Here is a 22,982-nt window from a genome sequence, read left to right on the forward strand (position 1 = left end):
GTAAGTGTCCAAGGGCTGGGGCACCGCAGAGAGATATTCGGCATAGGGGGGAAGGAATCGGAAAGCATGGCCTGAAAGGGGGATAGCGATAGGCAATTATCTTACCGTGTGCTATTGTGTCTACGTCCGATAGAGTGGCGAGCAAACCAAGCAAGTCTCATTGTTAACCTTCACGACAAGAGAGAAGAAAGCGGAGCTGCAGGCTTGCCATGCTGGTTGGAGCCTGTAAGTAAAGGGGGTGGACCTCTCCCTGGAACCGGCGTTCTGGCTTATCGTGCATAGCCGAGCGGTGGTATACAAGGAGTCTCACTGAGGGGATTGTGAACCAATGAGCAACAGTCAATGGAAGCAGCCATTTAACTATCCTGAAGGGTCAGGCCGTAACGGGCATCAGCAAGAGAGAGCGACAGGAAGCCTCTTACGCCGCTACGGCGAGCAGTTTGCCAAGGGGCCATTCATTCAGCCGTCGCAGCCACCAGCACAAGAACCCAACATCGCTCAGGTCCCGCAAGCGGGGCCTCCAGCTACCCCGCAAGTAGGAAGAGCACCGACTCCCTTGCCGTTGCAGGCGAATCCCAGTAATCAGGGAGGACAGCCGCGACGCACTGGTCTTCTTTCGGGGCGCTACAATAACTGGGTATCCAACGTCTCGAACGTAGTTCGTCGCTGGTCAGGCAAGGTAGCGGCTGTCGCTGGCAACATGGGCTTAGGCTCGCAGGGCCAGCCAGCGCGACCAGCGATGCCATCGTCAGCGTCTCGGTCCCCGGTTTTCTCTGCTGGTGCTGGCACGGGCCTCCTGGAAAGACCGACCTCTCCGACTCAGCATAGCAGCACTGAAAAGAGCCGGCCCTGGCGCCGTTCACGGACCCTGCGCATTTCGATGCTCCGCAAGCGACGTCGCCAGCGTCTCAAGAACCGTCAGTCTGGTCCACGGCGTGTCGTAACCATTGTGGCCTCCGTGATGGCCGTGCTTATCCTGATCCTGCTCTCAACGGGAGGAGCCTCGGCCTACGCCTACTATCAGGAGCAGTATCCGCGGGTGCAGCAACTGGCGAATCAGCATGTCAGCCAGACGTCGCGCATCTATGATCGTAACATGAACCTCCTCTATCAAGCCTATGACACGGAGAGCCAGTACGCTGGGCGGCGCACGCCAGTGGCGTATAAGGATATCCCGATGGTGATGCAGCAGGCTATGATCGCTGCTGAAGATCCGACCTTCTGGGAGAACGCTGGCTTTGATCCCCAGGGTATCCTGCGCGCTTTCATCGAGCATAACGGCGGTGGCAGTGGCTTAACCCAGCAGTTGATTAAGAACCTTACTCACGATGATCAATATTCCTATTCGCGCAAGATCACCGAGGCTGCGCTAGCTATCGCCCTGACCCAGCAATATCCCAAGTGGAAAATCCTGGAGATGTACTTTAATGTGGCACCGTTTGGGGCCCAGGAGCTAGGCATCGAAGCCGCCGTTGAAGACTATTTTGACCTCAAGCCCCATTGTGATGTCCACTTCAACTGTATCCCGGGTATTCGCTATCTCGATGTAGACCTGAAAACCGGCAAGCATGATCCCCTATTGGGTCTAGCGCGGGCCTCTTTCCTGGCGGGTCTCCCACAGAACCCTGACTACTACGACCCATCGCTGGAGAAAGTCATACCGGGTAACACGGAGCGAGCCCTCAACCGCCAGAAATATGTACTCAACCAGATGATCAAGCTCGGCATGGTTGTTGATGGGGTTGGGCAGGTCACACCGGAGGTTGCTGCCAAAGTCGAGGCCATCTCGGCCAAGTTCAAATTCCATCCCTATGTCAACACCATTCGGGCGCCGCATTTCGTCTTCTGGGTCATCACCCAGATTGAGGAAGCGCTGGGCCACGGTGATATGCAGGCTGGCAAAGTCGCGTTCCTGACGGGCGGCTTCAATATCCGTACTACAGTTGATGTGAATCTAGAGACCTTTGTTGAGAAGGCCATTGATCGCCATCTCAACCAGGTCGAGTGCCGTTACTTCGCCAGCTATACGGGCTGTGGTCCCTTAAGTACGGTCAACAATGTCAATGATGCTGCCGTGGTCGTCATGGACGCTAAAACGGGCGAGATCCTGGCTATGGCCGGCAGCTCGGACTGGAATTCAAATAAGCCCGAGATCAAAGGGCAGGTTAATGCTGCTCTCTCCCCGCGCCAGCCGGGTTCCTCCTTCAAGCCGATTGTCTATGCGACTGCCTTCCAGATGGGCTGGTATCCTGGCATTGTACTACCGGATGTTAAGACCTACTTCCCCTATAACAATGAGAATCCCTTGGTCGATCCAGAAAACAACGCCTATCATCCAACCGATTATGGCAATACTTACCATAACTGGAATTCGACCATCCGCGAGGCTCTGCAGAACTCGCTGAACGTGCCTGCGGTCAAGGCTATGGAGTTTGCGGGGGTGCAGAACGTCGTCACGATGGCCGAGCGCATGGGTATCACGGCCATTCGCGATTATGACTTGCCTGCCTGTCGGCAGAGTAAGCACAACCCCAACCTGACTTATCAGGACTGTTTCTTCCCAAGCCTGGCGCTGGGCACCGCTGAGGTGCCGCTCTTGCAAATGACGGGAGCCTATCAGGTCTTTGCCGATGGCGGCCTGCGTGTCCCGCCCCAGGGCGTCCTGGACATCTGGGACAACTACGGTCACCATCTCTATCACTATGACACCAGCCATCCGCCTGCCACCCGCGTGCTTAGCCCTCAGATCGCTTATATGATGACCGACGTGCTGTCGGACGAAGCAGCTCGCGCTAAAGAGTTCGGTGGCGATCATACGCTGTCGATGTGGGACTGGCACCTGCCCGATGGCCGCGTGCCTGATGTGGCTGCCAAGACCGGTACGACCGATAATTTTAAGGATAACTGGACCATTGGCTATACGCCTGATGTGGTGGTAGGGGTCTGGGCCGGGAATGCCAATAACGAGCCATTCCGTGGCAACGTGATCGGTATCACGGGCGCTGCTCCCATCTGGCACAGCGTCATCGAGCGCGTGATGGGGGCCTGCAACGCCGATGGGGCCGGTATTCCCTGCGGCTCCTATAAGTCCCCCTATCACGACTACTTCTTTACAGCGCCGCCGGGCGTGAAAAAGATGTGTGTCAATACGGTGAATGGACTGCAGGGGAGCGGCTACTGCGATGTGATGTTGGAGGACGAGTATCCGCAGCAGAGTGGCCTGCCGGCGACAACTGGCTCTTCTTCTTCGTCTTCCAATGCGAATCCGAATCCGACGCCTACTGCCACTACAACAGGAACAGATACCGGAACGGGAATGAATCCAGGTCCAGGCAACAGTAATGGCAACTCCGGCAATGGCCACCGCCGCTGATGGTATGCTGGCCTCAACCGCTAGCATGCCGATGGCTTTGCCTTGGGCCTGGCTGATAGCGAGCGGGTTGGTGCTCCCGCGAGAAGGCGCTAAGGTACAAGGAGCGCCCCAGGAGCGCCAACCCGCTCTGCTTGTTGGGCTAACAAATGTCAGAGGTGGAAGCTGATGACCAGCCAGTTAATCGATTGCTGCGGACCTGGCCGGCGAAAGCAGGCCCAGCCGCCTTTATTGATTAACGCACACCTGGCGGGAGAGCGACCCCCAGATGGCCAGACTTGCGCAAGCTGTAGTCAGTAGAGTGCCGTCGACCATGTTGGTCCAGGCTGGGAAGGCCCGGCCTGTATAGTAGCTCGTGCAGTTCTCAGGATAGCACTGGCGCTCGTTGCTGCCGACGGGCCAGATACGGATCGAGATCGCATAAGGCGTATTCAGCCAGACAACGGCCCAGTTGGCCTGACAGGCCGACGAGTAATAATTATAGAGCTGGCCGATGAGTGTGCCTCCTCCTTGCGGCCCGCCAGTCCAGATATTGACTGCGGTGAGGGTCACATTATTGAAGGAGCTGGGCTTACCGCAGGTAGTGGTATAGGGATCGGCTCCGTAGCATTCCTCCCCTTGACAGGGAGGTGGATAGTAGTGAGGCTGAATACTCTGCTCGCTACTGGCGTGAGCCTGAGCGTGTGCGACAGGCGAAGCAAGCAAGGTCGGAAAAAGTATCGCCAGAATGACTAACGAAGAGGAGAAGAGAATGGCCAAGTTGCGCCGAGAGAAGAACATCCGAGAAAACCTCCAAAGCTTTGCTTCATAGGAAATCCTCTGAGAAGCATGCTTTTACAGATCCTTTCGGTAATTTAGTATACACATGCTCATTTGTCAATCTCGGCTCCGAGAGGCCGATAACTATCTTCCGGTGGCTGAGTTTTGGGAGGAAGGGGCGCTAGAGGCCAGCGGTCACCTCCCCTTGACAATCCTTTCTAGCGAGTGCTATGCTGTACTTGCAGTCTCTTCGTGAGACTGCTAGCACTTATTTTGGCCTCATTGATGCCTGAGCAACCCGGCGGAGAGGAGAGGCCGGGGTCGGGGAGAGCGAGCGAGAGACGGGGGCCTGTGAGCCGATGTCGATCCTGTTGAGTCCACGCAAGCAAGAGATCCTGAGAGCGCTGGTCGAGGAATACATTCATACTGGCACGCCAGTGGCGTCGGAGACGTTGGTGCGTAAGTACGGCCTCCGATATAGCTCGGCGACGGTGCGGCACGAGCTGGCTGGTCTAGAGGAAGCGGGGCTTATCTATCAGCCCCATACCTCGGCTGGGCGGGTGCCGACCAACCAGGGTTACCGTTATTTTGTTGAGCATCTGATGCAAGAGTCGGCGCTTTCCCTGGAGGAGCAGCGCCTGATCCGGCATCAGTTCTACCAGGTGCAGGACCAACTCGACCAGTGGGTGCGTCTGACGGCCTCGGTCATGGCGCGGATGTTGCACAGTGCTGCTGTGATGACGCCGCCGCGGGCCAGTGTGGGGCGGTTGAAGCACTTTGAAGTTCTCTCAGTCTCCGACTACTCGGCCCATCTGGTTCTGGTGATGAGCGATGGCACAGTGAGGCAGCGGCGCCTGTTGCTGGAGACGCCTTACAAACAAGAGGATCTGAGTGCCATCTCGACGCGCCTCAATAAACTCTTCCAGGGGAAGTGTGCCGCCGAAGTCACGGCACTCCTGGAGAAGCAGAGCTTCTCCCCAGTCGAGCAGCTGATCGGCACGGCGATCGCCCAACTGCTTGAGCAACATAGCCGTCTTGTCGCTGATCTCTTCTATCGTGAGGGTGTCCTCAACATTCTAGAGCCGCCTGATGGGCGAAACCGGGCCGGCGATGAAGAGCGCCGTGAACGTAGTCACCGCGCGCTGGAGGAAGAGCGGCGCGAGCGTGTTAATAAAGTCATCAAGGTGCTGGAGGAGAAGAGCTTTTTACCAGCCCTGGCCTCACACGTGCGCGAGTCTGATGGGGTACAGGTCATCATTGGCGGAGAGGATGAATGGGATGAGATGAAGGATGTCAGCCTGGTCGTCGCTCGCTATGGCCGTGAGGATAAGCTGAGCGGCCTGCTGGGAGTGATCGGCCCCACCCCAATGCAGTATGGGCGAGCGGTGGCTGTTGTCCGCTATATGGTTGAGGTGATGAACGACCTGCTAGAGCAGGGTTATGGCTTGTGAGCGCATCCCTGTCCTGGCCTGGCTGCCAGGCGCTGGGTGGCGAGAAGCGGGGAGGGGCGGAGCGAAGCGGAGCAGTGCAGCACGGCCAGAGGCGTATCAGCCGCTGCCGCTGAGGTGGTAGGTAGGGGCTGATGCGCGATCGATCGCGGGGAAAGTGGAAGCTCCTTGGAGGGAGGCGGTCGTTGAGATGAAGAGCGTCTGATCGGCTAGAGCTTCCACCTTTCCACCACGTCCTTGTTGATGGTCCAGCCTGGAGAATAGGAGCTGAGTCATAGCCATCAACAGACAGACACATCGGCTGAGTGACAGGACAGAGCTGGAACGGACAGGCGGCTCCTTCTGATCATCCTGCTGTTCTCTCTCCCCTGGCCAGCGCAGGAAATCTTGCGAGATTGTAGGAGGCAACTGTGCCACGAGTTATTGGCATTGATCTTGGGACGACGAACTCTTGTGTTGCTGTTATGGAAGGCGGCGAGCCGGTGGTGATCCCCAACGCCGAGGGCTCGCGCACGACGCCGTCGGTCTTTGCGGTGACGAAGAACGGCGAGCGGCTTGTTGGCGAGATGGCGAAGCGGCAGGCCATCACGAACCCTGAGAACACCATTTACTCCATTAAGCGCTTCATGGGGCGCAAATATGATGATCCCGAGGTCGTGCGCGATCGCGGCCTCGTTCCCTATAAGGTGATCCGTGCCAGCAACGGCGACGCTTGGGTCGAGGTCCAGGGGCGCCAGTACAGCCCTCCCGAGATCTCGGCCATGATCCTGCAGAAGTTGAAGACCGATGCGGAAGCCTATCTGGGCGAGCGGGTAACTCAGGCCGTGATCACCGTGCCGGCCTACTTCAACGATGCCCAGCGTCAGGCGACACGCGACGCCGGGCGGATCGCCGGGTTAGAGGTTCTGCGTATCATTAATGAGCCAACCGCAGCCTCGCTGGCCTACGGCCTGGATAAGAAGAAGGATGAGCGCATCGCCGTCTACGATTTGGGTGGAGGAACGTTCGATATCTCCCTGCTGGAGCTGGGTGATGGCGTTTTTGAGGTGAAAAGTACAAATGGCGATACGCATCTGGGCGGCGATGACTTCGATCAGCGCATCATCAACTGGATGGCCGAGGAGTTTCAGAAGGAGCATGGGATCGATCTACGGCAGGACCGCATGGCGCTGCAGCGTCTGAAGGAGGCCGCCGAGCGCGCAAAGAAGGAGCTGTCATCTTCTTTGCAGACAGAGATTAATTTGCCTTTCATTACCGCCGACGCCAGTGGCCCCAAGCATCTGATGATGACCCTGACCCGTGCCAAGCTGGAGCAACTGGTAGAAGACCTGATTGAGCGCTCTCGGGGTCCTGTGATGCAGGCCCTGGCCGATGCTGGGGTGCGCCCGAGCGATATCCAAGAGGTGGTCCTGGTCGGTGGCCAGACGCGTATGCCTGCGGTTCAAGCTCTGGTGCGCCGCATCTTTGATCGCGAGCCTCACCGCGGCGTGAACCCCGATGAGGTGGTGGCTGTCGGGGCCGCCATTCAGGCCGCCGTACTCACTGGCGATATTAAGGATGTGTTGCTGCTCGATGTGACGCCGCTCTCGCTGGGCATCGAGACAATGGGCGGCATCTTTACACGCTTGATCGAGCGCAACACAACCATTCCAACGCGCAAAAGCCAGATCTTCTCTACGGCCAGTGATAATCAGCCCAGCGTCGAGATCAACGTGTTGCAAGGCGAGCGCGAGTTTGCCAAAGATAACCGCTCGCTGGGAAGCTTCATCCTCGATGGCATTCCTCCGGCTCCCCGTGGTGTGCCGCAGATCGAGGTGACCTTCGACATCGATGCCAATGGCATTGTCAATGTCTCGGCTCGTGATAAAGGCACTGGGCGCCAGCAAAAGATTACGATTATGCCCTCCAGTGGTCTTACTCAAGAGCAGATCGAGCGGATGATTCGCGAGGCCGAGGAGCATGCTGCGGAGGATCGCCGGCGTAAGCAGGAGGTCGAGGAGCGTAACCAGGCCGATAGTGTCGCCTATCGCGCGGAGAAAAGCCTGGCCGACCTGGGCGAGAAGCTCTCTCCCGAGCAGCGCAGCGAGTTAGAGGCGAAAATCGCCGAGGTGCGCGACGCTTTGGCTGGCGACGATATCTCGCGCGTGAAGGCTGCGCGCGAGGCTCTCGAACAGAGCTTCTATCGTGTCAGTGAAGCCCTCTATCGTCAGGCGGAGAGCACCGATGGCGCTTCCTCCACTGGCACCAGCACCGGGGATGGCCAGTCGCGGGGAACGACGCAGGACGATACGATCGAGGGCGAGTTCAAGGAAATGTAGTTCTCTTACGTTAAAAGGACCTGTCGATGCCTGCTGGTAAACGAGATTACTACGAAGTTCTGGGTGTATCGCGCCACGCAAGCGAGGAAGAGATTAAGAAAGCGTTCCGCCGCCTTGCCAAGCAGTATCACCCGGACGCCAACAAGGAGCCAGGCGCTGAGGCGCGCTTCATTGAGATCAATGAGGCGTACGAGGTACTGAGTGATCCGCAGAAACGCGCGGCCTACGACCGCTATGGCCATGCCGGGGTCGGTAATGGAAGCGGAGCCGGTTTTGGCGGGTTCGGCGGTTTCAGCGACTTCGGCACGTTCACGACGCTCAACGATATCTTCGAGACCTTCTTCGCTGGAACGGCAGGTTCGCAGCGCCGGACGGGACCGCAGCGGGGCGCTGATATTCGCTATGAGCTGACGATCACCTTTGAAGAGGCCGTTTTTGGCTGCCAGAAGGAGATTGAGCTGCCGCGTTGGGAGACTTGTCCCCATTGTCATGGAAGCGGCGCTCAGCCAGGCACATCGACAGCTCGCTGCTCCTCCTGCGGAGGCACGGGCGAGATCCGGCGCGTCCAGCAGTCGATCTTCGGCCAGTTTGTCAATGTCACCGTTTGTGAGCGTTGCCGCGGCGAGGGGCGGGTGATCACAACCCCGTGTGAGAAGTGCCGTGGACAGGGCCGCGTGCGCAATAATCGCCGCGTGGTGGTCAATATCCCTGCTGGCGTGGATGATGGGATCAACGTGCGCGTGACGGGCGAAGGCGAGGTCAGCGCCCGCGGTGGTACGCCGGGCAATCTCTACGTGATCCTGACCGTTAAGCCTCATCCCTTCTTTAAGCGCCAGGGCAACGACATTATCTATGAGTTGCCCATCAGCTTTACACAGGCAGCTCTCGGTGATGAGGTCGAGGTGCCGACGATCGACGGCAAGACGGCCACGCTGAAGATCCCGCCTGGTACGCAGAGCGGTCGCTCTTTCCGTCTGAAGGGCCTGGGGGTCCCGGTGGTCCACAGCAGCGCGCGTGGCGATCAGCATGTGATCGTGAAGGTCGTTACACCCACGAATCTGACGCCCGAGATGCGGCGTCTCCTCGAAGAGTTTGCTCGTCTGGAGCGCGAGCAGAGCGAGCAGAACGATAAGAATATCTTCCGCAATCTCTTCGAGAAGACCAAGGATGTCTTTCAGTGAGCCTTGGTGCGGCGCTTCTGCTTAGAGAAAGCAGTCAGCAGGCCAGGGAGGAGAGGGGAAACACTCTCTAGACCCTCTCCTCCGATAGGCCTCGCCAGTCGCGCAGGTAAAGCGCTGGGGGCAGATCTGGCTGGTTGAGGCGGCCTGTGCTGGAAAGGCCTGGCTATCTGTTGCTGTCGCCCCTCCTGTGGCCTCGTTTCGGCTCAAGAAGAGGCCAGTGTAGCAACGGCCTGGGGCCTGCTTTGCTCTCCCCCTGCAGCGTGCACAGTGCTCGGATCAAATTCGGCCAGCACTGGCAGGTGGTCACTGGCCTGCGATCCTTTCACGCCGTTGCCCTCTTCTACGATCCAGCAGGAGCGTAGCCGCGGCGCCAGCTCAGGGCTGGCGAAGATGAAGTCGATCCGCCCGGCCGGCATCAGCGCCGGACAGGTGAAGCCCGGATCGTGTGGATGCGAGCGGCGGAAGCAGTCGACGTAGCCGGCATGCTGCAAGCGGGCGATGCTCTTACGCGGCACATAGAGACCAGCCAGCGCGTCGATGAGCCAAAGGACCGGTCGCCGGCGTATGAGTTGGGCCAAGAATGGCTGCCAGGGGCGCAAACGCTCAGGGAGCACATAGGCCAGGTGGGGGTGACCATCGCGCTCGCCTGGCCCGGCAGGTAAGGTCTGGTCGAGGTAGAGCACGTAGCGCAGGAGAGCGCTAGCCCGCAACGGCTCGCCTGGCGCCAGGGCATTGAAGTCGCCCATCAGCAGGTGGGGCCGACCGCGGGCCGCGGCCATGATCTCCAGGATCGCTTCAACCTCGCGTCGTCGCAGGCGTTCTGCGGCCCATCCTTTATGAAAACTGGCGATCAGATGAGCCACAAAAACAGTCAGCTCCCCCCCATCCTCCTCGCGGACACGTACCTCCAGCACCGGGCGGGTCAGTATGCCCGGTCGTACATGGACCTGACTGGCAAGGACCGGGAGCCTGGTAAGACAGGCTACTTGAAACTCATTGCCTGCCGAGGGGTGGTCTCCCCGGATGAGGGTCATGTCTAGCTGCTCTGCCAGCTCCTCTACCACGGCTTTTTCTTCCCTCTTGCGCGGGTTGAGACCCTCGGGCAGTCCAATAATATCGGGCTGAACTGCGCTGATCAGGCGCGCTAGTGGCTCCGTGCGCCGGCTCTTGCCCCCACATGGGGTCATTCCACCGGCCAGAATATTATAAGAGAGAACTCGTGTCATCCTCGGCAATAACTCTTCTTAAAGCTTTATCAAGCTCTAGATGGGCGAATTAATGATCTTCAATCGCCATCCCGCGCTCTCCGTTGGCGAACGGCTGGGAGGGCGCAGGGGGGAGGTACTCTGAGCTGCACGCTCAGCCTGGAATTTAAGAACGATTCGACCGGTGCGAAAAGCACAGTCCCTCATTGCTTTTCACCAGATCCGTCACTGCTGCGGCGCAGCTTCAGGCCTCGGTGAGCATGAGCGGGTAGGGAAAAAAGCTAAAGAGATTGGGGAGAAATCCTCCGATGAGAGCAGGTGCAGAGCCATTTTCTGAAGTAGAGTGGGTAGAGCGCATAAGAGGAGAGGGAGCAAGCTCACCGCTTGTGCATTGCGGTCAACTGCTCCCTCTCACGCTAACGGCCTGTGACGGACTGCACCTGCATTGGGGCGCCCATCAATGCCAGGTCACGCGCTCTAGCAGGTAAGCTGGCAGCTCATCAATAGCCACGCGTACCTGAGCCATCGTATCGCGATCGCGGACGGTGACCGTCTTATCCTCCAGGGACTGGAAATCGACGGTCACGCAGTAAGGCGTACCGATCTCATCCTGGCGACGGTAGAGGCGCCCAATACTACCCGTATCATCGTACTGGGCCACCATCAGCCGACGCAGGCGCTCGTAGATCTCCCGAGCCAGCTTCACCAACTCCTCGTTATTGCGCTTCAGCGGGAAGACAGCCACCTTGACAGGGGCAAGCATCGGATGCAGATGGAGCACCGTGCGGGTCTCCCCGCTCTTGCCCTGTGGATCAGGCTGCTCCTCGTAGGCATCCAGCAGCAGGTAAAGGAAGGTGCGATCAACACCGCCGGAGGTCTCCACGATCCAGGGGATAAAGCGCTCTTTGGTGACCTCATCGACGTAGCTCAGATCTTCGCCGCTATACTGGCTATGGCGCGAAAGATCCCAATCCTGGCGCCAATGGATGCCCTCCCACTCTTGCCAGCCGAGAACCGTCTGATACTCGATATCGAAAGCCTGGCGGGCGTAGTGGGCCAGCTCATCAGGGCCGTGCTCACGCAGGCGAAGGCGATCCTTATGGTTAATCAGCCCACGGTACCACTCGAAGCGGCGCTGTTTCCAATAATCGAACCAGTGCTGCATCTCGCTCGGGTGGACGAAGAACTGCAGATCCCACTGCTCAAACTCGCGCTGACGGAAGAGGAAGTTACCGGGCGTTACCTCGTTGCGGAAAGCTTTCCCGATCTGGCAGATCCCGAAAGGAATCTTCATGCGTGAAGACTTCACGACGTTCATGAAGTCCAGATAGATATTCTGGCATGCCTCGCCGCGCAGATAGGTCTTCACGCGATCGTCTTCGACCACGCCCAGGTAGGTCTCCATCAGCAAGTTAAAGGTTCGCGGCTCCATCAGCTCGCCGCCATCGTTGGGGCACTTGCGCTGCTCCAGATTCTCTGGAGGCAAGTGATCGACACGGAAGCGCCTCTTACAGGTCTTACACTCAACCAGGCGATCAACGAAGTTCTGAACGTGGCCACTGGCCTCCCAGACGCGAGGATGAGTCAGAATCGCGCCCTCGATCCCGACGATGTTATCTTGCGTCTGAACCATCGACCACCACCAGTAGCGGCGGATATTATTGCGCAATTCGACGCCGAGGGGGCCGAAGTCATAGACGCCCGAGATGCCGCCATAGATTTCCGAGTTCGGGTACACGAAGCCGCGCCGCTTACAGAGCGAGACAATCTTTTCAATAGGGACAAAGGCCGTTTCACTAGTCTGTTGCTGCTCAAGCTGGGTCATAGGTGAGTGGTCTCCTCCTCTGCAATAAAAATCGCCCCAGGCGTTCACGAACGCCAGGGACGAATATCGCCAATGTAAGCCGCCCGGGGCAGACCTCTCTCAGGCGATATGCGCGGTTCCACCCTGCTTCTTCACGCTCTTCGTCCCCGCTCGCTCGCTCGCTCGCTCGCTACTGCGAACATCGTGGAGCGAGAAAGGAACTCAGCGCGAAGCCACTCATTCTCAATATACCGGCTCCGAAGCGCCCTTCACCGGTTCTGGATTACCGGCCTTCCACCAACCGCCGGCTCGCTGATACCCTCGACCGGTTACTCCTCTTCATCATCGCCGGTCTCGTTGTTCAGTTGGTTTGTCTGCCTGTCTCTATGTTGCTCGTCAAAGGCCCTGCTCTGTTGCCAGCCATGAGCTTCTGTGTGTGTAGTATAGCAGGGTGCGTCTTTCTCCGCAAGAGGGCGGGACCAGACCTCCCAGGCATAGCCTAGCCCAAACCCCCAGCCTCCTGCCGCCGTCTGCAGAGCCTGCCAGCACTTACCTTGCGGCAAGGCACAACAGATGAAGCTGAGTAGCTGGACTGGGCAGCTTTGGTCAGGGCGGTATCGCTGGCTCTGCGTCCGGCGGCCTGATAGCCAGCCCTGCTTGCCCCCTTCCTCCTTTCGTGCTACAATGAGGCAATGAAACACAATGGCTGTACAAAGTCTCCGACGCGGAAGATGGTTCTTCATATTGAGCAGCATCGTAGTCTGTTTTCTGGTAGCGCGTTAGAGAAAGGTTGAAATGGGCAAGAGAAACGTGGAGGTTGGACCCGAAATTCAGGAAGAGATAGAGACATTTGCAAGTCGGTATCCATTTCCCCTTGACACCTTTCAGAAAGAAGCCATAGCGCACCTTGCTCGAGGACGGTCAGTGCTCGTCGCAGCCCCGACAGGCACGGGGAAAACACTCGTGGCCGAATATGCCATCTGGAAAGCCTGGCAGCAAGGTGCGCGTGTGATCTACACTACCCCACTGAAAGCGCTCTCGAATCAGAAGTTCCGCGATTTACGCGCTATCTATGGGCCGGAGGCGGTCGGCCTCGTGACGGGGGATATCGTAGAGAGGAGCCGGGCGGCGATTGTCATTATGACAACCGAGGTTTACCGCAATATGCTCCTGGAGGAAGGGGGAGAAGACGGCGCTTCTTCGCTGGCCGATGTTGCCTATGTTGTCTTCGATGAGCTGCATTATCTGAGCGACCCCGAGCGAGGACCCGTCTGGGAGGAGGCGATCATTTGTTCTCCTCCTCATGTGCAACTCGTCGGCCTCTCTGCCACAGTCAGCAACGCTCAGGAGCTGGCCGACTGGATTAGCCGTGTTCATCGCCCTGTTGCGCTGGTTGTGCATGAAGAGCGGGCCGTACCTTTGGAGCACTACTACTTTCTTGACGGTAAGTTGCACCTGGTTCAGGACGCTGCAGGGCGGCGCGTCGAGCGCTTCCCCAATGTTGGAGGAGAGGCGCGCCTGGCGCGACGCTATGCCTTCGGTCGTGACTGGGATGAGCTTGAGCTAGAGGATCGCGGTGCGAAGGAGGTGGAGGAGCAAGCGGCGTCCGAGACAACTGCGCACGACAGGCAGATCAGTGCCGTCGCGCACGAGGAGGCCGTGGATGATGGTAAGGTCAAAACGCGAGCCAAAGCCAGGCGGGCCCGTTTGGCGTTCCGACGGGCGCCTGAACCAGGAGAGGTACTGACAGCCCTGCGCGATGCCGATCTCTTGCCCTGCCTCTACTTTCTCCCAGGGCGACGGGCTGTTGAGGAAGCGGCCATGAGCGCGGCGCGCCATCTCTTCACCACCCCCCAGGAACAGGAGCGTATCCGTGAAGAGATCCGTATCTGGCTGGAGCAGTTGCCACCCGAGGACCGGAATCTCCAGCAGGTGCATGCGCTGGTCAATCTGCTTCCCCGCGGCCTGGCCTTTCACCATGCGGGGCTGCTACCCGGCCTGAAGGTGCTGGTAGAAACCCTTTTTGCTCAAGGCCATTTGCGGGCAGTCTTCGCCACCGATACGCTGGCGCTCGGCATCAATATGCCGGCCCGCTCTGTAGTCGTAGGGAGCCTGAGCAAGTTCGATGGGGTAGAGATGCGCCTCCTGACGCCGAATGAGTATCGCCAGCTCACCGGGCGCGCTGGCCGCCGCGGTATGGATGTGCGCGGAGCGGCGGTGATCCCATACTCGCCCTGGGAGCCGTTCGAGGAGGCTTTTGCCCACGTTACTGCTGAGCTGCATCCGGTCTCTAGCTCCTTTGTAATCCGCTATAATTCGATTCTTAACCTCTGGCGCGAGGGAGATATTGAGCATCTGCGTCGTATCTGCGCCTCCAGCTTGCGTGAGTATCAGCGCTATCGTGCCTGGGAAGAGCAGGAGCTGCATCTTATTCGGCAAGTAGAGCATCAGCTCCGTAGGGGACGGAAGGTGAGCAGGAAAAAGCTCAAAGCGGCGGAGGCGGCGGTGCGGGCGCTGGAGCGCAGTCAGCGCCGGCGTGGCTGGCTACAGCTCAGCCGCGAAGGAAAAGAAGAGCTGGAAGGGACGGTCTTTGTACTGCGTGCTTTGGGCTACATTGGGCGTGACGACCGACTCACCCTACGCGGGCGCCTCCTGCGTAGTATCTTCCATCCTGCAGGCATCCTGATCGTTGAGCTGATCATGGATGGGGTTCTGGATGAGCTAACGCCTGCGGAGCTGGCGGAGGTTTGTAGCTGGTTTACCTTTGACAATGACCGGCGGCTCTACAATCGCCATGTCCTCAATTCGCGCCTGAGAGAGGTGCGGCGTGAACTCAAACAGGTTGAGAAGCGGATCTGTGAAATGGAAGAGATGGCGGGCCTCGCGCTAACGCCGCGCATTGTTCCCGAGTTTCACGGCGTCGCCCTCTCCTGGGCCCGTGGTATGTCTCTGAATGGCCTGTTGCGACGCATCGACCTGGCCGAGGGAGACATCCTGATGTTGCTCAACCAGACCATCGACCTGCTGCAGCAGGTGCAGGGGGCAATTGGTCAACTGTTAGATGCGCGTGACCTCTGGCCTGAGCTGCTGCTATCCCCGTCCACTGATGGCTCTGGCCTCAGTCGCAATGCAATCAAACAGATGCGGCGTCAGCATGCTGAACTGCAAGAGCAGCATGAGCGTCTCACGCGCCTGCGCCCGATGTTTGCTCAGGCCAGCGCCTCACTGATGAGGGGTATCATTCTCCAGAGCCGCACTGTGCCTTCGATGGTGGCGCGCATCGCCGGGGAGGAGCTGCCGCTAGACGCCGAAGAGGATAGTGATCCCCACGAGGCTCTTCAGGATCTGATCGAAGGAGCTTAGGCTACAAGGGCCGGCGCGCCTCGTCCAGGTGTGAATGCCCTTGACCCCAGGCCGCAGAGCTAGCAGGGCTCTCCTCTTCATCAGGTACCTGTTGGCTATTGACTTTTAACTACGTAACGTGTATAAATATATGACGATTTGAAATGGGTCTACTCGGCAAGTTTGTGGACAAAGGGTCTGGCTCCATCATGTCTTTAGGTAGTTTGCGATTGTTGATTGTCCATCCCTTATGGAGGGTGGATTGTTCATTCTATAGATGGGGCGGACCCGGTGTCTTGCCTGGGGAAGAAGATTTTTCCTCACCCCTGGAAACAGGGGTGGGGAATTTTTTTATAGCCTCAGCCAGGGCAGACCTTAGCTCGTTAGCAAGTGAGGAGCAAACTCACATGCAGCCGCTCCGTCGTAAGCCTTGCTGTTTGAGAGAGGCGGAGCACTGACAAGCATATGACCAGTCAACAGGTTGTGCTCAAAGGCTAGCTGGAGGACAGCATGAATCAAGTAATCACGCATCCGCCAGGCTCGCTTGAGCTGATCAGCGGAGATTTCAGGGGAAAAGATATCCTCTCTCTTGATCAATTTTCAGCGGCTGATCTCTATAGAGTCTTCGCGCTGGCGCGCGAGATGAAAGAGTTGGTCCTTGCAGGTGAGCCATCTCAACTGCTCGCTGGTCAACTCGTAGCCCTGTTGTTCTACGAACCCTCCAGCCGGACCTTTGGCTCCTTTGCGGCTGCCGTCAAGCGCCTGGGAGGGCAGACGCTTGATATTCAGAACCCGGAAGTAGTCAGCTCGGTTCGGAAAGGGGAATCGTTTGAAGACACGATCAGCGTCTTCGAGGCCTACACGCAGGCGATTGTCCTGCGCCACCCTGTGCCGGGTGCGGCCAGGCGAGCCGCGGAAGTGGCTAGTGTGCCAGTAATCAATGCTGGCGACGGCAACAACGAGCATCCTACCCAGACGTTGCTTGATCTCTTTACCATCTATGAGCACTTTGGGCGTCTCGATCATCTGAAAGGCCTGCTGGCCGGTGATCCGCTCAACAGTCGTACTCTGCACTCGCTCATCCGAGGTCTCGCCCTCTTTGAGGGCAACACGGTCTATCTGCTCTCACCCGAGGAGCTGCGTCTCTCGCGCGACGATTTTGTCGCTCTGAGCGCGCGTGGTATACAGATTATAGAGATCCACAGTGAGCGAGAAATTCCAACTGACTGTCATTTCTGGTATTGGACACGTATACAAAAAGAACGATTCTCATCTCTCGAAGAATATCAAAAGGTGGCTGCTGCTTCGTTCCAGGTAACACCGGCGTTACTGGCTGAGCGTGCCAATCGCGAGATGATCCTCATGGACCCCCTGCCGCGGGTTGGGACGATTGATCCTGCTGTCGATGGCGACGAGCGCGCGGTTTATCTGCGTTCCCAGATCAGGAACGGCTTGTACACTCGCATGGCCTTATTGGCGTTGGTCTTGGGGAAAGCTTAGTATCGTTGAAAGGATGTCCTGGATGCAGCAGAACATGGTAGATCGGACTTTTCTGGTTGAGAAAGACTCAGCGGCCCTCTCTCGCTTTGCCCTCGATACCGGTACCCGCCGCGGAATGCTCGTGTTGGAAGACGGGACGATCTTCGAAGGAACCTCCTTCGGCTATGAGGCTTCCACCGCTGGTGAGGTCGTGTTTTGCACAGGCATGGTCGGCTATCCGGAGGCAATGACCGACGCCTCCTACGGTGGCCAGATTCTCGCCATGACCTACCCACTGGTCGGTAATTATGGCGTGCCCCTGTCAGAGCTCTGGGAAAGTGACAGGATTCACATCGCGGGTCTGATCGTTTCCGACTATATCGACACGCCCTCCCATGCCCAGAGCGTGATGAGCCTGCGCTCCTGGTTGCAGAAGGAGAAGGTGCCGGCTCTAGAAATTAAAGATACCCGCTTGCTCACGCAGCATATCCGAACGCATGGGACAATGCTGGGCAAGATCGTTATCGATGAAGATCTGCCTTTCTACGATCCGAACCTTGAAAACCTGGTGGCGCGCGTTTCCTGCAAAGGAGTCCAGTGCCTGGGTGAAGGCGACGTCACTATTGCCCTGATCGATTGCGGAACGAAGCACAATATCATCCGTTCCCTGCTGCGGCGCAATGTGCGCCTGGTCCGTGTGCCCTGGGACTACGAACTGTTTGCGCCCGCCACTACCTTTGATTTTGACGGGATCGTCATTTCCAACGGGCCTGGCGATCCAAAGACCGTGCAGAAGACTATTGAGACCATTCAGATTGCTCTGGAGCGGGCCGTCCCGATGCTGGGTATCTGCCTGGGTCACCAGTTGTTGGCCCTGGCCGCCGGCGGTGACACCTACAAGATGAAGTTTGGGCATCGAAGCCAGAATCAGCCATGTCTGCTGAATGATAGCAAGCGCTGCTTTATTACAACTCAAAATCATGGCTTTGCCGTTGGCACCTTGCCTCCAGGATTTGCGCCCTGGTTTATCAATGGGAACGATGGAACCAATGAGGGTATGATCCATCACGAGCTGCCTTTCTTCTCTGTACAGTTCCATCCGGAGGCAAGGCCCGGTCCAATGGATACTGATTGGATCTTTGATCATTTCCTTACTCGGGTTCGCAGCGAAAAGGAGGCGCGTGGCTCGTGATGAAAAAAGTACGCAAGGTGCTGGTATTGGGTGCAGGGGCGCTGAAAATTGGCCAGGCCGGAGAGTTCGACTACTCCGGCTCTCAGGCCCTGAAAGCGCTACGCGAAGAGGGGATCTCAACCGTTCTGGTCAATCCCAACATTGCCACTATTCAGACGTCCAAAGAGCTGGCCGACCAGGTCTACTTTCTGCCTGTTACGCCCTTTTTTGTCGAGCGTGTCATCGAAAAAGAGCGCCCCGATGGGCTGCTCCTCTCCTTTGGAGGACAGACGGCCCTCAACTGTGGAGTCGAATTGTTCAAAAGCGGCGTGCTAGAGAAGTATCACGTAGAGATTCTGGGAACACCGGTCACGGCTATTATTCTGACAGAAGATCGCCAGGAGTTCGCTGAACACCTGCACAAGATCAATATCCCAACACCGGTGAGCAAAAGCGCGGAATCGCTGGAAGAGGCGCAGGAGATTGCCCAGTCTATCGGCTTTCCCGTTATGCTGCGAGCCGGCTTCGCGCTGGGCGGCCAAGGCTCTGGTATTGCCCACAACATGGACGAGTTGCGGCGCATTGTTACCAGGGCCCTGGCCTTCTCCCCCCAGGTGCTGGTTGAACAATACCTGCACCACTATAAAGAGGTTGAGTACGAGGTTGTCCGTGATGCCTATGATAATTGCATCACGGTCTGCAATATGGAAAACATGGACCCGCTGGGCATCCATACCGGCGAGTCGGTGGTACTGGCCCCCAGCCAGACACTGACCAATAGCGAGTATCATACGCTGCGCAAGGCGGCCATCGCTATTGTGAGAAGTCTGGGCATCGTCGGCGAATGCAATGTCCAGTTTGCTCTTAATCCGCGCACGTCCGAATACTATGTCATTGAGGTCAATGCGCGCCTCTCGCGCAGCTCGGCCCTGGCCAGCAAGGCAACCGGCTATCCGCTGGCCTACGTGGCGGCCAAGCTGGCTCTGGGCTATGCGCTCCCTGAGCTGACCAATAAGGTCACAGGCGTGACGCAAGCCTGCTTTGAGCCGAGCCTGGACTACGTGGTGGTGAAGATCCCTCGCTGGGACCTCGATAAGTTTAAGGGGGCGGATCAAACAATTGGAACGAGTATGAAGTCCGTCGGCGAGGTAATGGGCATTGGGCGCACCTTTGAGGAAGCCTATCAGAAGGCCATTCGTATGCTCGACCTCGGGCTTGAGGGGGCAACCTCAAAGCGGGTCTTTCTCGGAGAGGAGAGCGAGGCCGCTATCATCGATAAGTATCTCTATACTCCGACGCCGAAGCGTATCTTCGCCCTCCCTGTGGCCTTGCGCCACGGCTTCTCGATTGAAAAGATCAGTGATATCACGGGCATCGATCCCTGGTTCCTGCATCGTATTCAGCATATTGTCAAGCTTGAGCAGGAGCTAGAGCGCGATCCCGAGCTGACTGCGTCGCGCTTGTTGATCTTGAAGCAAGCTGGCTTCTCTGACAAGCGTATTGGGGAGCTGACCGGCAAAACAGAGCTGGAGATCCGGGCTTTGCGCAAACACTATGGGGTGTTGCCATCCATCTTTCAGATCGATACGCTCGCAGGTGAGTTCCCATCAGACACGAACTACCTCTATATGACCTACAACGGCAACCATCACGATGTCCAGCCGCTTGGTCAGGAGGGGATTGTTGTCCTTGGCTCCGGTCCCTATCGGATCGGCTCGTCCGTGGAATTTGACTGGTGCAGTGTCAACACAGTGCAGGCCCTCAAGAAATACGGCAAGCGCTCGATCGTCATCAACTGCAACCCTGAGACGGTTTCCACGGACTATGATATGTCGGACCGTCTCTACTTTGAAGAGCTGACTTTTGAGCGCATTGCCGATATCTGCGACTTTGAGAACCCACAGGGAGTCATTGTCTCCGTAGGAGGACAGACGCCTAATAATCGCGTCAAGGCCCTGCACGACTATGGTATTCCCATCCTGGGCACCTCTGCCGAGCATATCGATCAGGCTGAGAATCGCTCAAAATTCTCGCAGCTGCTAGATGAGCTGGGCATTCACCAACCCGCCTGGGACACCTTCGAGACGCTCGAAGATATCCTTGACTTCGCCGAGCGTGTAGGCTATCCGGTCCTGGTGCGCCCCTCCTACGTGCTTTCTGGCAGCGCTATGAATGTTTGCTATACATCTGAGCAGCTAGAGCGCTACGCCAAATATGCGGCAGCCGTCTCGCCTGAGCATCCCGTGACCGTCACCAAGTTCTTCCAGCAGGTCAAAGAGGTCGAATTGGATGCCGTTGCCCAGCGAGGTGAAATCAAAGCCTTTGTGATCTCGGAGCATGTGGAGAACGCCGGTGTTCACTCGGGCGACGCCACCATTGTGCTGCCTACTCAGACCATCAATGCGGAGACGCTGCAGCGCATCGAAGAGGCAGGGCGAGCCATTGCCCGGGCTCTGGAGATTACCGGACCTTTCAATGTCCAGTTCCTGGCCAAAGATAATCAGGTCTATGTCATCGAGGCCAATCTACGAGCCTCGCGAACTTTCCCCTTCATTTCGAAGGTCACAGGCATCAATCTGATTGAACTCTTTGTCGATGCCCTCTTTCAAAAGGAACTGGCCCCGGTCGCCATGCCGACCCTGACCTTTACAGCCGTCAAGGCGCCGCAGTTCTCGTTCTCGCGCCTGACGGGGGCTGATCCGGTGCTGCGGGTCGAAATGGCCTCGACGGGCGAGGTAGCCTGCTTTGGCGAAGATCTGGAGGAAGCCTATCTCAAGGCTTTCATCGCGACCGGCGGGCATATTCCGCAGAAGGGCATCTTTATTAGCATTGGCAGCGAAGAGAAAAAGCAGAAGTTCCTGGAGCCGGCTAAGCTACTAGCCTCTCTAGGGCTACCGCTCTATGCCACTGAAAAAACCTGCGCTTTCTTACGCCAGCATGGCATTCAGGCGGAGATGCTCTTCAAAATCCATGAGCAAAAAGAGCCGAATATCCTCACCTACTTCCGCGAACGCAAAGTTGATCTGGCCATCAACGTGGTCGACAACTATGTGCTCCAGGAGGTCGATGACGGGTATATGATCCGCCGCGCCGCTGTTGATCATAACATTCCCTTGCTGACCAAAGTGAAACAAGTGCGCTTGTTTGCGAGGGCCATTGTCAACAAGGATCTGCGTACGATCCCGATCAAATCCTGGAACGAATATGTTGCTTGAGGAGCGCAACGATGCCGACAACCCTCATGGGGGCGCTCGTGCTGCCCGACCGCGTTATCAACGGGACGATTACCGTGGTTGACGGCAAGATCGAGCGCATTGACGAAGGCTTCTCTGGCCACGAAGGGGAGAGCTTCGATTTTCGGGGCAAGTACCTGTTGCCCGGATTAATCGAAGTGCATGGCCATATGCGTGAGCCGGGGCTGGAATACAAAGAGGATATTGCGCATGGAACGCGGGCGGGCCTGGCTGGGGGCTATACGACCATCCTGGATATGCCCAATACCAGGCCCCCGACCACCACTGCGGCACGGGTTGACGAGCAGATCCAGAGGTATGCGCAGCGCTCCTACTGCGACTTTGCCATCAACATGGGGGTTGCGCGTGAGGAGATCGACGAACTCAGGGCGGTTGATCCCGCTAAGATCACAGGCGTCAAAATTTTTGCCGCTGGTCACCTGAGTGCGCCGACTACCATCCCGCGTTTAAGTGACCTGGCCCGCATTTTTGCCATTCTGGGTGAGCGCGGCCTGATGGCCATTGTGCACGCCGAGAATCAGGAGCTGATCGATTACTTTCTCCATCACTATCGTGATGTCGCTGGCAGGCACGACCCGGCGGCCTGGGGAGAGGTGCGCAACCTCTCGGTAGTGCTGACATCGGTGCTGGAGATGATCGCGCTGGCCAGGTACTTTGGGGTTAAGCTCTATCTGCTGCATCTCTCGACGCCGGAAGAATTGGCGGCAGTAGAGTTTGGCCGACAGATCGGCGTAGAGGTCTACGGCGAGGTTACCACGGCGCATCTAGCCCTGAGTACTGCCGATTATGAGCGCTACGGCAACCTGATCAATATTGCGCCTGCTCTGCGCCCGCCAGAGGCGCAGGAAAGGCTCTGGCAGCTCCTGCGTGCGGGAAAGATCGATACTGTCGTGACCGATCATGCCCCCCACACACTGGCTGAGAAGCAGAAAGAAAGCGTCTGGGAAGCTGCCTCGGGAATGCCTGGGCTGCAAGAAGCGGTCCCTGTCCTGGTGAGCAACTGGGTCAAGCGCTTCGGCAGGGAGACCCTGGAGGAGGGCTTGATGCGTATTGCTCAGGTAACGTCAGGCAATATTGCCCGTATCTTCGGCTTCGGGCAAAAGGGGGCGCTGGCCGTGGGCAAGGATGCCGATATTGTGGTGATCGATACTGAGCGAACCTGGAAAGTGAGGAGGGAGGATCTCTATACCAAAAATCAATGGTCGGTTTATGAAGGTCAAGAATTGATTGGTCGCCCAGTGGCAACCTTTTTGCGTGGCCATCTCGTCTACCACGATGGCCAAATCATCGGCGAGCCTCAAGGCCGGTGGCTCAGGCGCGAAACGCTTGAGAGGTGACCTGATCCCGCGTGCTGACGGAGCAGGCTCGTCCCTCCTTTCTCCAGGGGGGGCGAGCCTGCGCGCTCCAAGTGAAGCGCAAGATTCCCTAGCTTCCATTCAGGCTTGGCGTATCGCCTTCCCGTGTTTCCCTGCACAGTTGCTGGAACGGCTGCAGGCTTAAGCATCCTGGGACACCAGGAGACCACTGAAACCTCTCCCCAGGTCGTAAAAGACCATTACCCGCAACCATTACTTTGGTCATGCCTGCCAGGCGGATTCATTGTCAGCGCTGTGTAAATTAACTAAGATGTACAAACGAAAAAATATTTCAC

13 protein-coding genes are annotated in these 22,982 nt (G+C 57.6%); 9 read left to right on the forward strand and 4 right to left on the reverse strand.

Features of this window, described 5'->3' with window-relative positions; translation table 11 throughout:
* The first annotated feature begins 328 nt into the window (after positions 1-328).
* Positions 329-3,373, forward strand: a complete 3,045-nt coding sequence (locus AC6H1L_RS13880; protein ID WP_497598085.1) for a transglycosylase domain-containing protein — start codon at positions 329-331, stop codon at positions 3,371-3,373.
* 225 nt (positions 3,374-3,598) lie between these two features.
* On the opposite strand, the gene AC6H1L_RS13885 is transcribed toward AC6H1L_RS13880, so the two are convergent.
* Positions 3,599-4,150: a hypothetical protein gene (locus AC6H1L_RS13885; protein WP_497598086.1), complete on the reverse strand. Its 552-nt coding sequence runs from the start codon at positions 4,148-4,150 to the stop codon at positions 3,599-3,601.
* 338 nt (positions 4,151-4,488) lie between these two features.
* Here AC6H1L_RS13885 and hrcA point away from each other — a divergent pair, with 338 nt between their 5' ends.
* Positions 4,489-5,580, forward strand: coding sequence for a heat-inducible transcriptional repressor HrcA (gene hrcA / locus AC6H1L_RS13890; protein WP_497598087.1), 1,092 nt, complete (start codon positions 4,489-4,491; stop codon positions 5,578-5,580).
* Between the two features lie 96 nt (positions 5,581-5,676).
* Here hrcA and AC6H1L_RS13895 read toward each other — a convergent pair whose 3' ends face one another.
* Positions 5,677-5,799 carry a hypothetical protein gene (locus AC6H1L_RS13895; protein WP_497598088.1) on the reverse strand — a complete coding sequence of 41 codons (123 nt, stop codon included), beginning with the start codon at positions 5,797-5,799 and terminating at the stop codon, positions 5,677-5,679.
* Between the two features lie 188 nt (positions 5,800-5,987).
* Between AC6H1L_RS13895 and dnaK the strand changes: the two genes are divergently transcribed.
* Both dnaK and dnaJ read left to right on the forward strand, forming a co-directional pair.
* Positions 5,988-7,895, forward strand: a complete 1,908-nt coding sequence (gene dnaK, locus AC6H1L_RS13900) for a molecular chaperone DnaK (RefSeq protein ID WP_497598089.1) — start codon at positions 5,988-5,990, stop codon at positions 7,893-7,895.
* Between the two features lie 26 nt (positions 7,896-7,921).
* On the forward strand, positions 7,922-9,076 hold the full coding sequence (gene dnaJ / locus AC6H1L_RS13905) for a molecular chaperone DnaJ (protein WP_322481143.1): 1,155 nt from the start codon (positions 7,922-7,924) through the stop codon (positions 9,074-9,076).
* Positions 9,077-9,279: 203 nt separating this feature from the next.
* Here dnaJ and AC6H1L_RS13910 read toward each other — a convergent pair whose 3' ends face one another.
* Together AC6H1L_RS13910 and AC6H1L_RS13915 are read right to left on the reverse strand one after the other, a co-directional pair.
* Positions 9,280-10,302 carry an endonuclease/exonuclease/phosphatase family protein gene (locus tag AC6H1L_RS13910; protein WP_497598090.1) on the reverse strand — a complete coding sequence of 341 codons (1,023 nt, stop codon included), beginning with the start codon at positions 10,300-10,302 and terminating at the stop codon, positions 9,280-9,282.
* Between the two features lie 436 nt (positions 10,303-10,738).
* On the reverse strand, positions 10,739-12,106 hold the full coding sequence (locus tag AC6H1L_RS13915; RefSeq protein WP_297165991.1) for a glycine--tRNA ligase: 1,368 nt from the start codon (positions 12,104-12,106) through the stop codon (positions 10,739-10,741).
* Positions 12,107-13,009: 903 nt separating this feature from the next.
* On the opposite strand from AC6H1L_RS13915, the gene AC6H1L_RS13920 reads away from it, so the two are divergent.
* The 5 genes from AC6H1L_RS13920 (at position 13,010) to AC6H1L_RS13940 (ending at position 22,668) form a co-directional block, all read left to right on the forward strand.
* Complete coding sequence (locus AC6H1L_RS13920) at positions 13,010-15,448, forward strand: DEAD/DEAH box helicase (protein ID WP_497598091.1); 2,439 nt, start codon at positions 13,010-13,012, stop codon at positions 15,446-15,448.
* A 489-nt stretch (positions 15,449-15,937) separates the two neighbouring features.
* On the forward strand, positions 15,938-16,927 hold the full coding sequence (gene pyrB, locus AC6H1L_RS13925) for an aspartate carbamoyltransferase (RefSeq protein WP_497598092.1): 990 nt from the start codon (positions 15,938-15,940) through the stop codon (positions 16,925-16,927).
* 22 nt (positions 16,928-16,949) lie between these two features.
* On the forward strand, positions 16,950-18,098 hold the full coding sequence (gene carA, locus AC6H1L_RS13930; RefSeq protein WP_497598093.1) for a glutamine-hydrolyzing carbamoyl-phosphate synthase small subunit: 1,149 nt from the start codon (positions 16,950-16,952) through the stop codon (positions 18,096-18,098).
* The gene (gene carB, locus AC6H1L_RS13935; protein ID WP_497598094.1) at positions 18,098-21,292 is read left to right on the forward strand and encodes a carbamoyl-phosphate synthase (glutamine-hydrolyzing) large subunit; all 3,195 of its coding nucleotides are present in this window, start codon (positions 18,098-18,100) and stop codon (positions 21,290-21,292) included. Before carA ends, carB begins: the two co-directional genes overlap by 1 nt.
* Positions 21,293-21,303: 11 nt before the next feature.
* Positions 21,304-22,668: a dihydroorotase gene (locus AC6H1L_RS13940; RefSeq protein ID WP_497598095.1), complete on the forward strand. Its 1,365-nt coding sequence runs from the start codon at positions 21,304-21,306 to the stop codon at positions 22,666-22,668.
* Positions 22,669-22,982 lie beyond the last annotated feature (314 nt).

This window comes from Thermogemmatispora argillosa (genome assembly GCF_059696725.1).

Coding starts and splice junctions, on each gene's coding strand:
- AC6H1L_RS13880 (WP_497598085.1), top strand. CDS start 329: ATGAGCAACAGTCAATGGAAGCAGCCATTTAACTATCCTGAAGGGTCA.
- AC6H1L_RS13885 (WP_497598086.1), bottom strand. CDS start 4,150: ATGTTCTTCTCTCGGCGCAACTTGGCCATTCTCTTCTCCTCTTCGTTA.
- hrcA (WP_497598087.1), top strand. CDS start 4,489: ATGTCGATCCTGTTGAGTCCACGCAAGCAAGAGATCCTGAGAGCGCTG.
- dnaJ (WP_322481143.1), top strand. CDS start 7,922: ATGCCTGCTGGTAAACGAGATTACTACGAAGTTCTGGGTGTATCGCGC.
- AC6H1L_RS13910 (WP_497598090.1), bottom strand. CDS start 10,302: ATGACACGAGTTCTCTCTTATAATATTCTGGCCGGTGGAATGACCCCA.
- AC6H1L_RS13915 (WP_297165991.1), bottom strand. CDS start 12,106: ATGACCCAGCTTGAGCAGCAACAGACTAGTGAAACGGCCTTTGTCCCT.
- pyrB (WP_497598092.1), top strand. CDS start 15,938: ATGAATCAAGTAATCACGCATCCGCCAGGCTCGCTTGAGCTGATCAGC.
- carA (WP_497598093.1), top strand. CDS start 16,950: ATGCAGCAGAACATGGTAGATCGGACTTTTCTGGTTGAGAAAGACTCA.
- carB (WP_497598094.1), top strand. CDS start 18,098: ATGAAAAAAGTACGCAAGGTGCTGGTATTGGGTGCAGGGGCGCTGAAA.
- AC6H1L_RS13940 (WP_497598095.1), top strand. CDS start 21,304: ATGCCGACAACCCTCATGGGGGCGCTCGTGCTGCCCGACCGCGTTATC.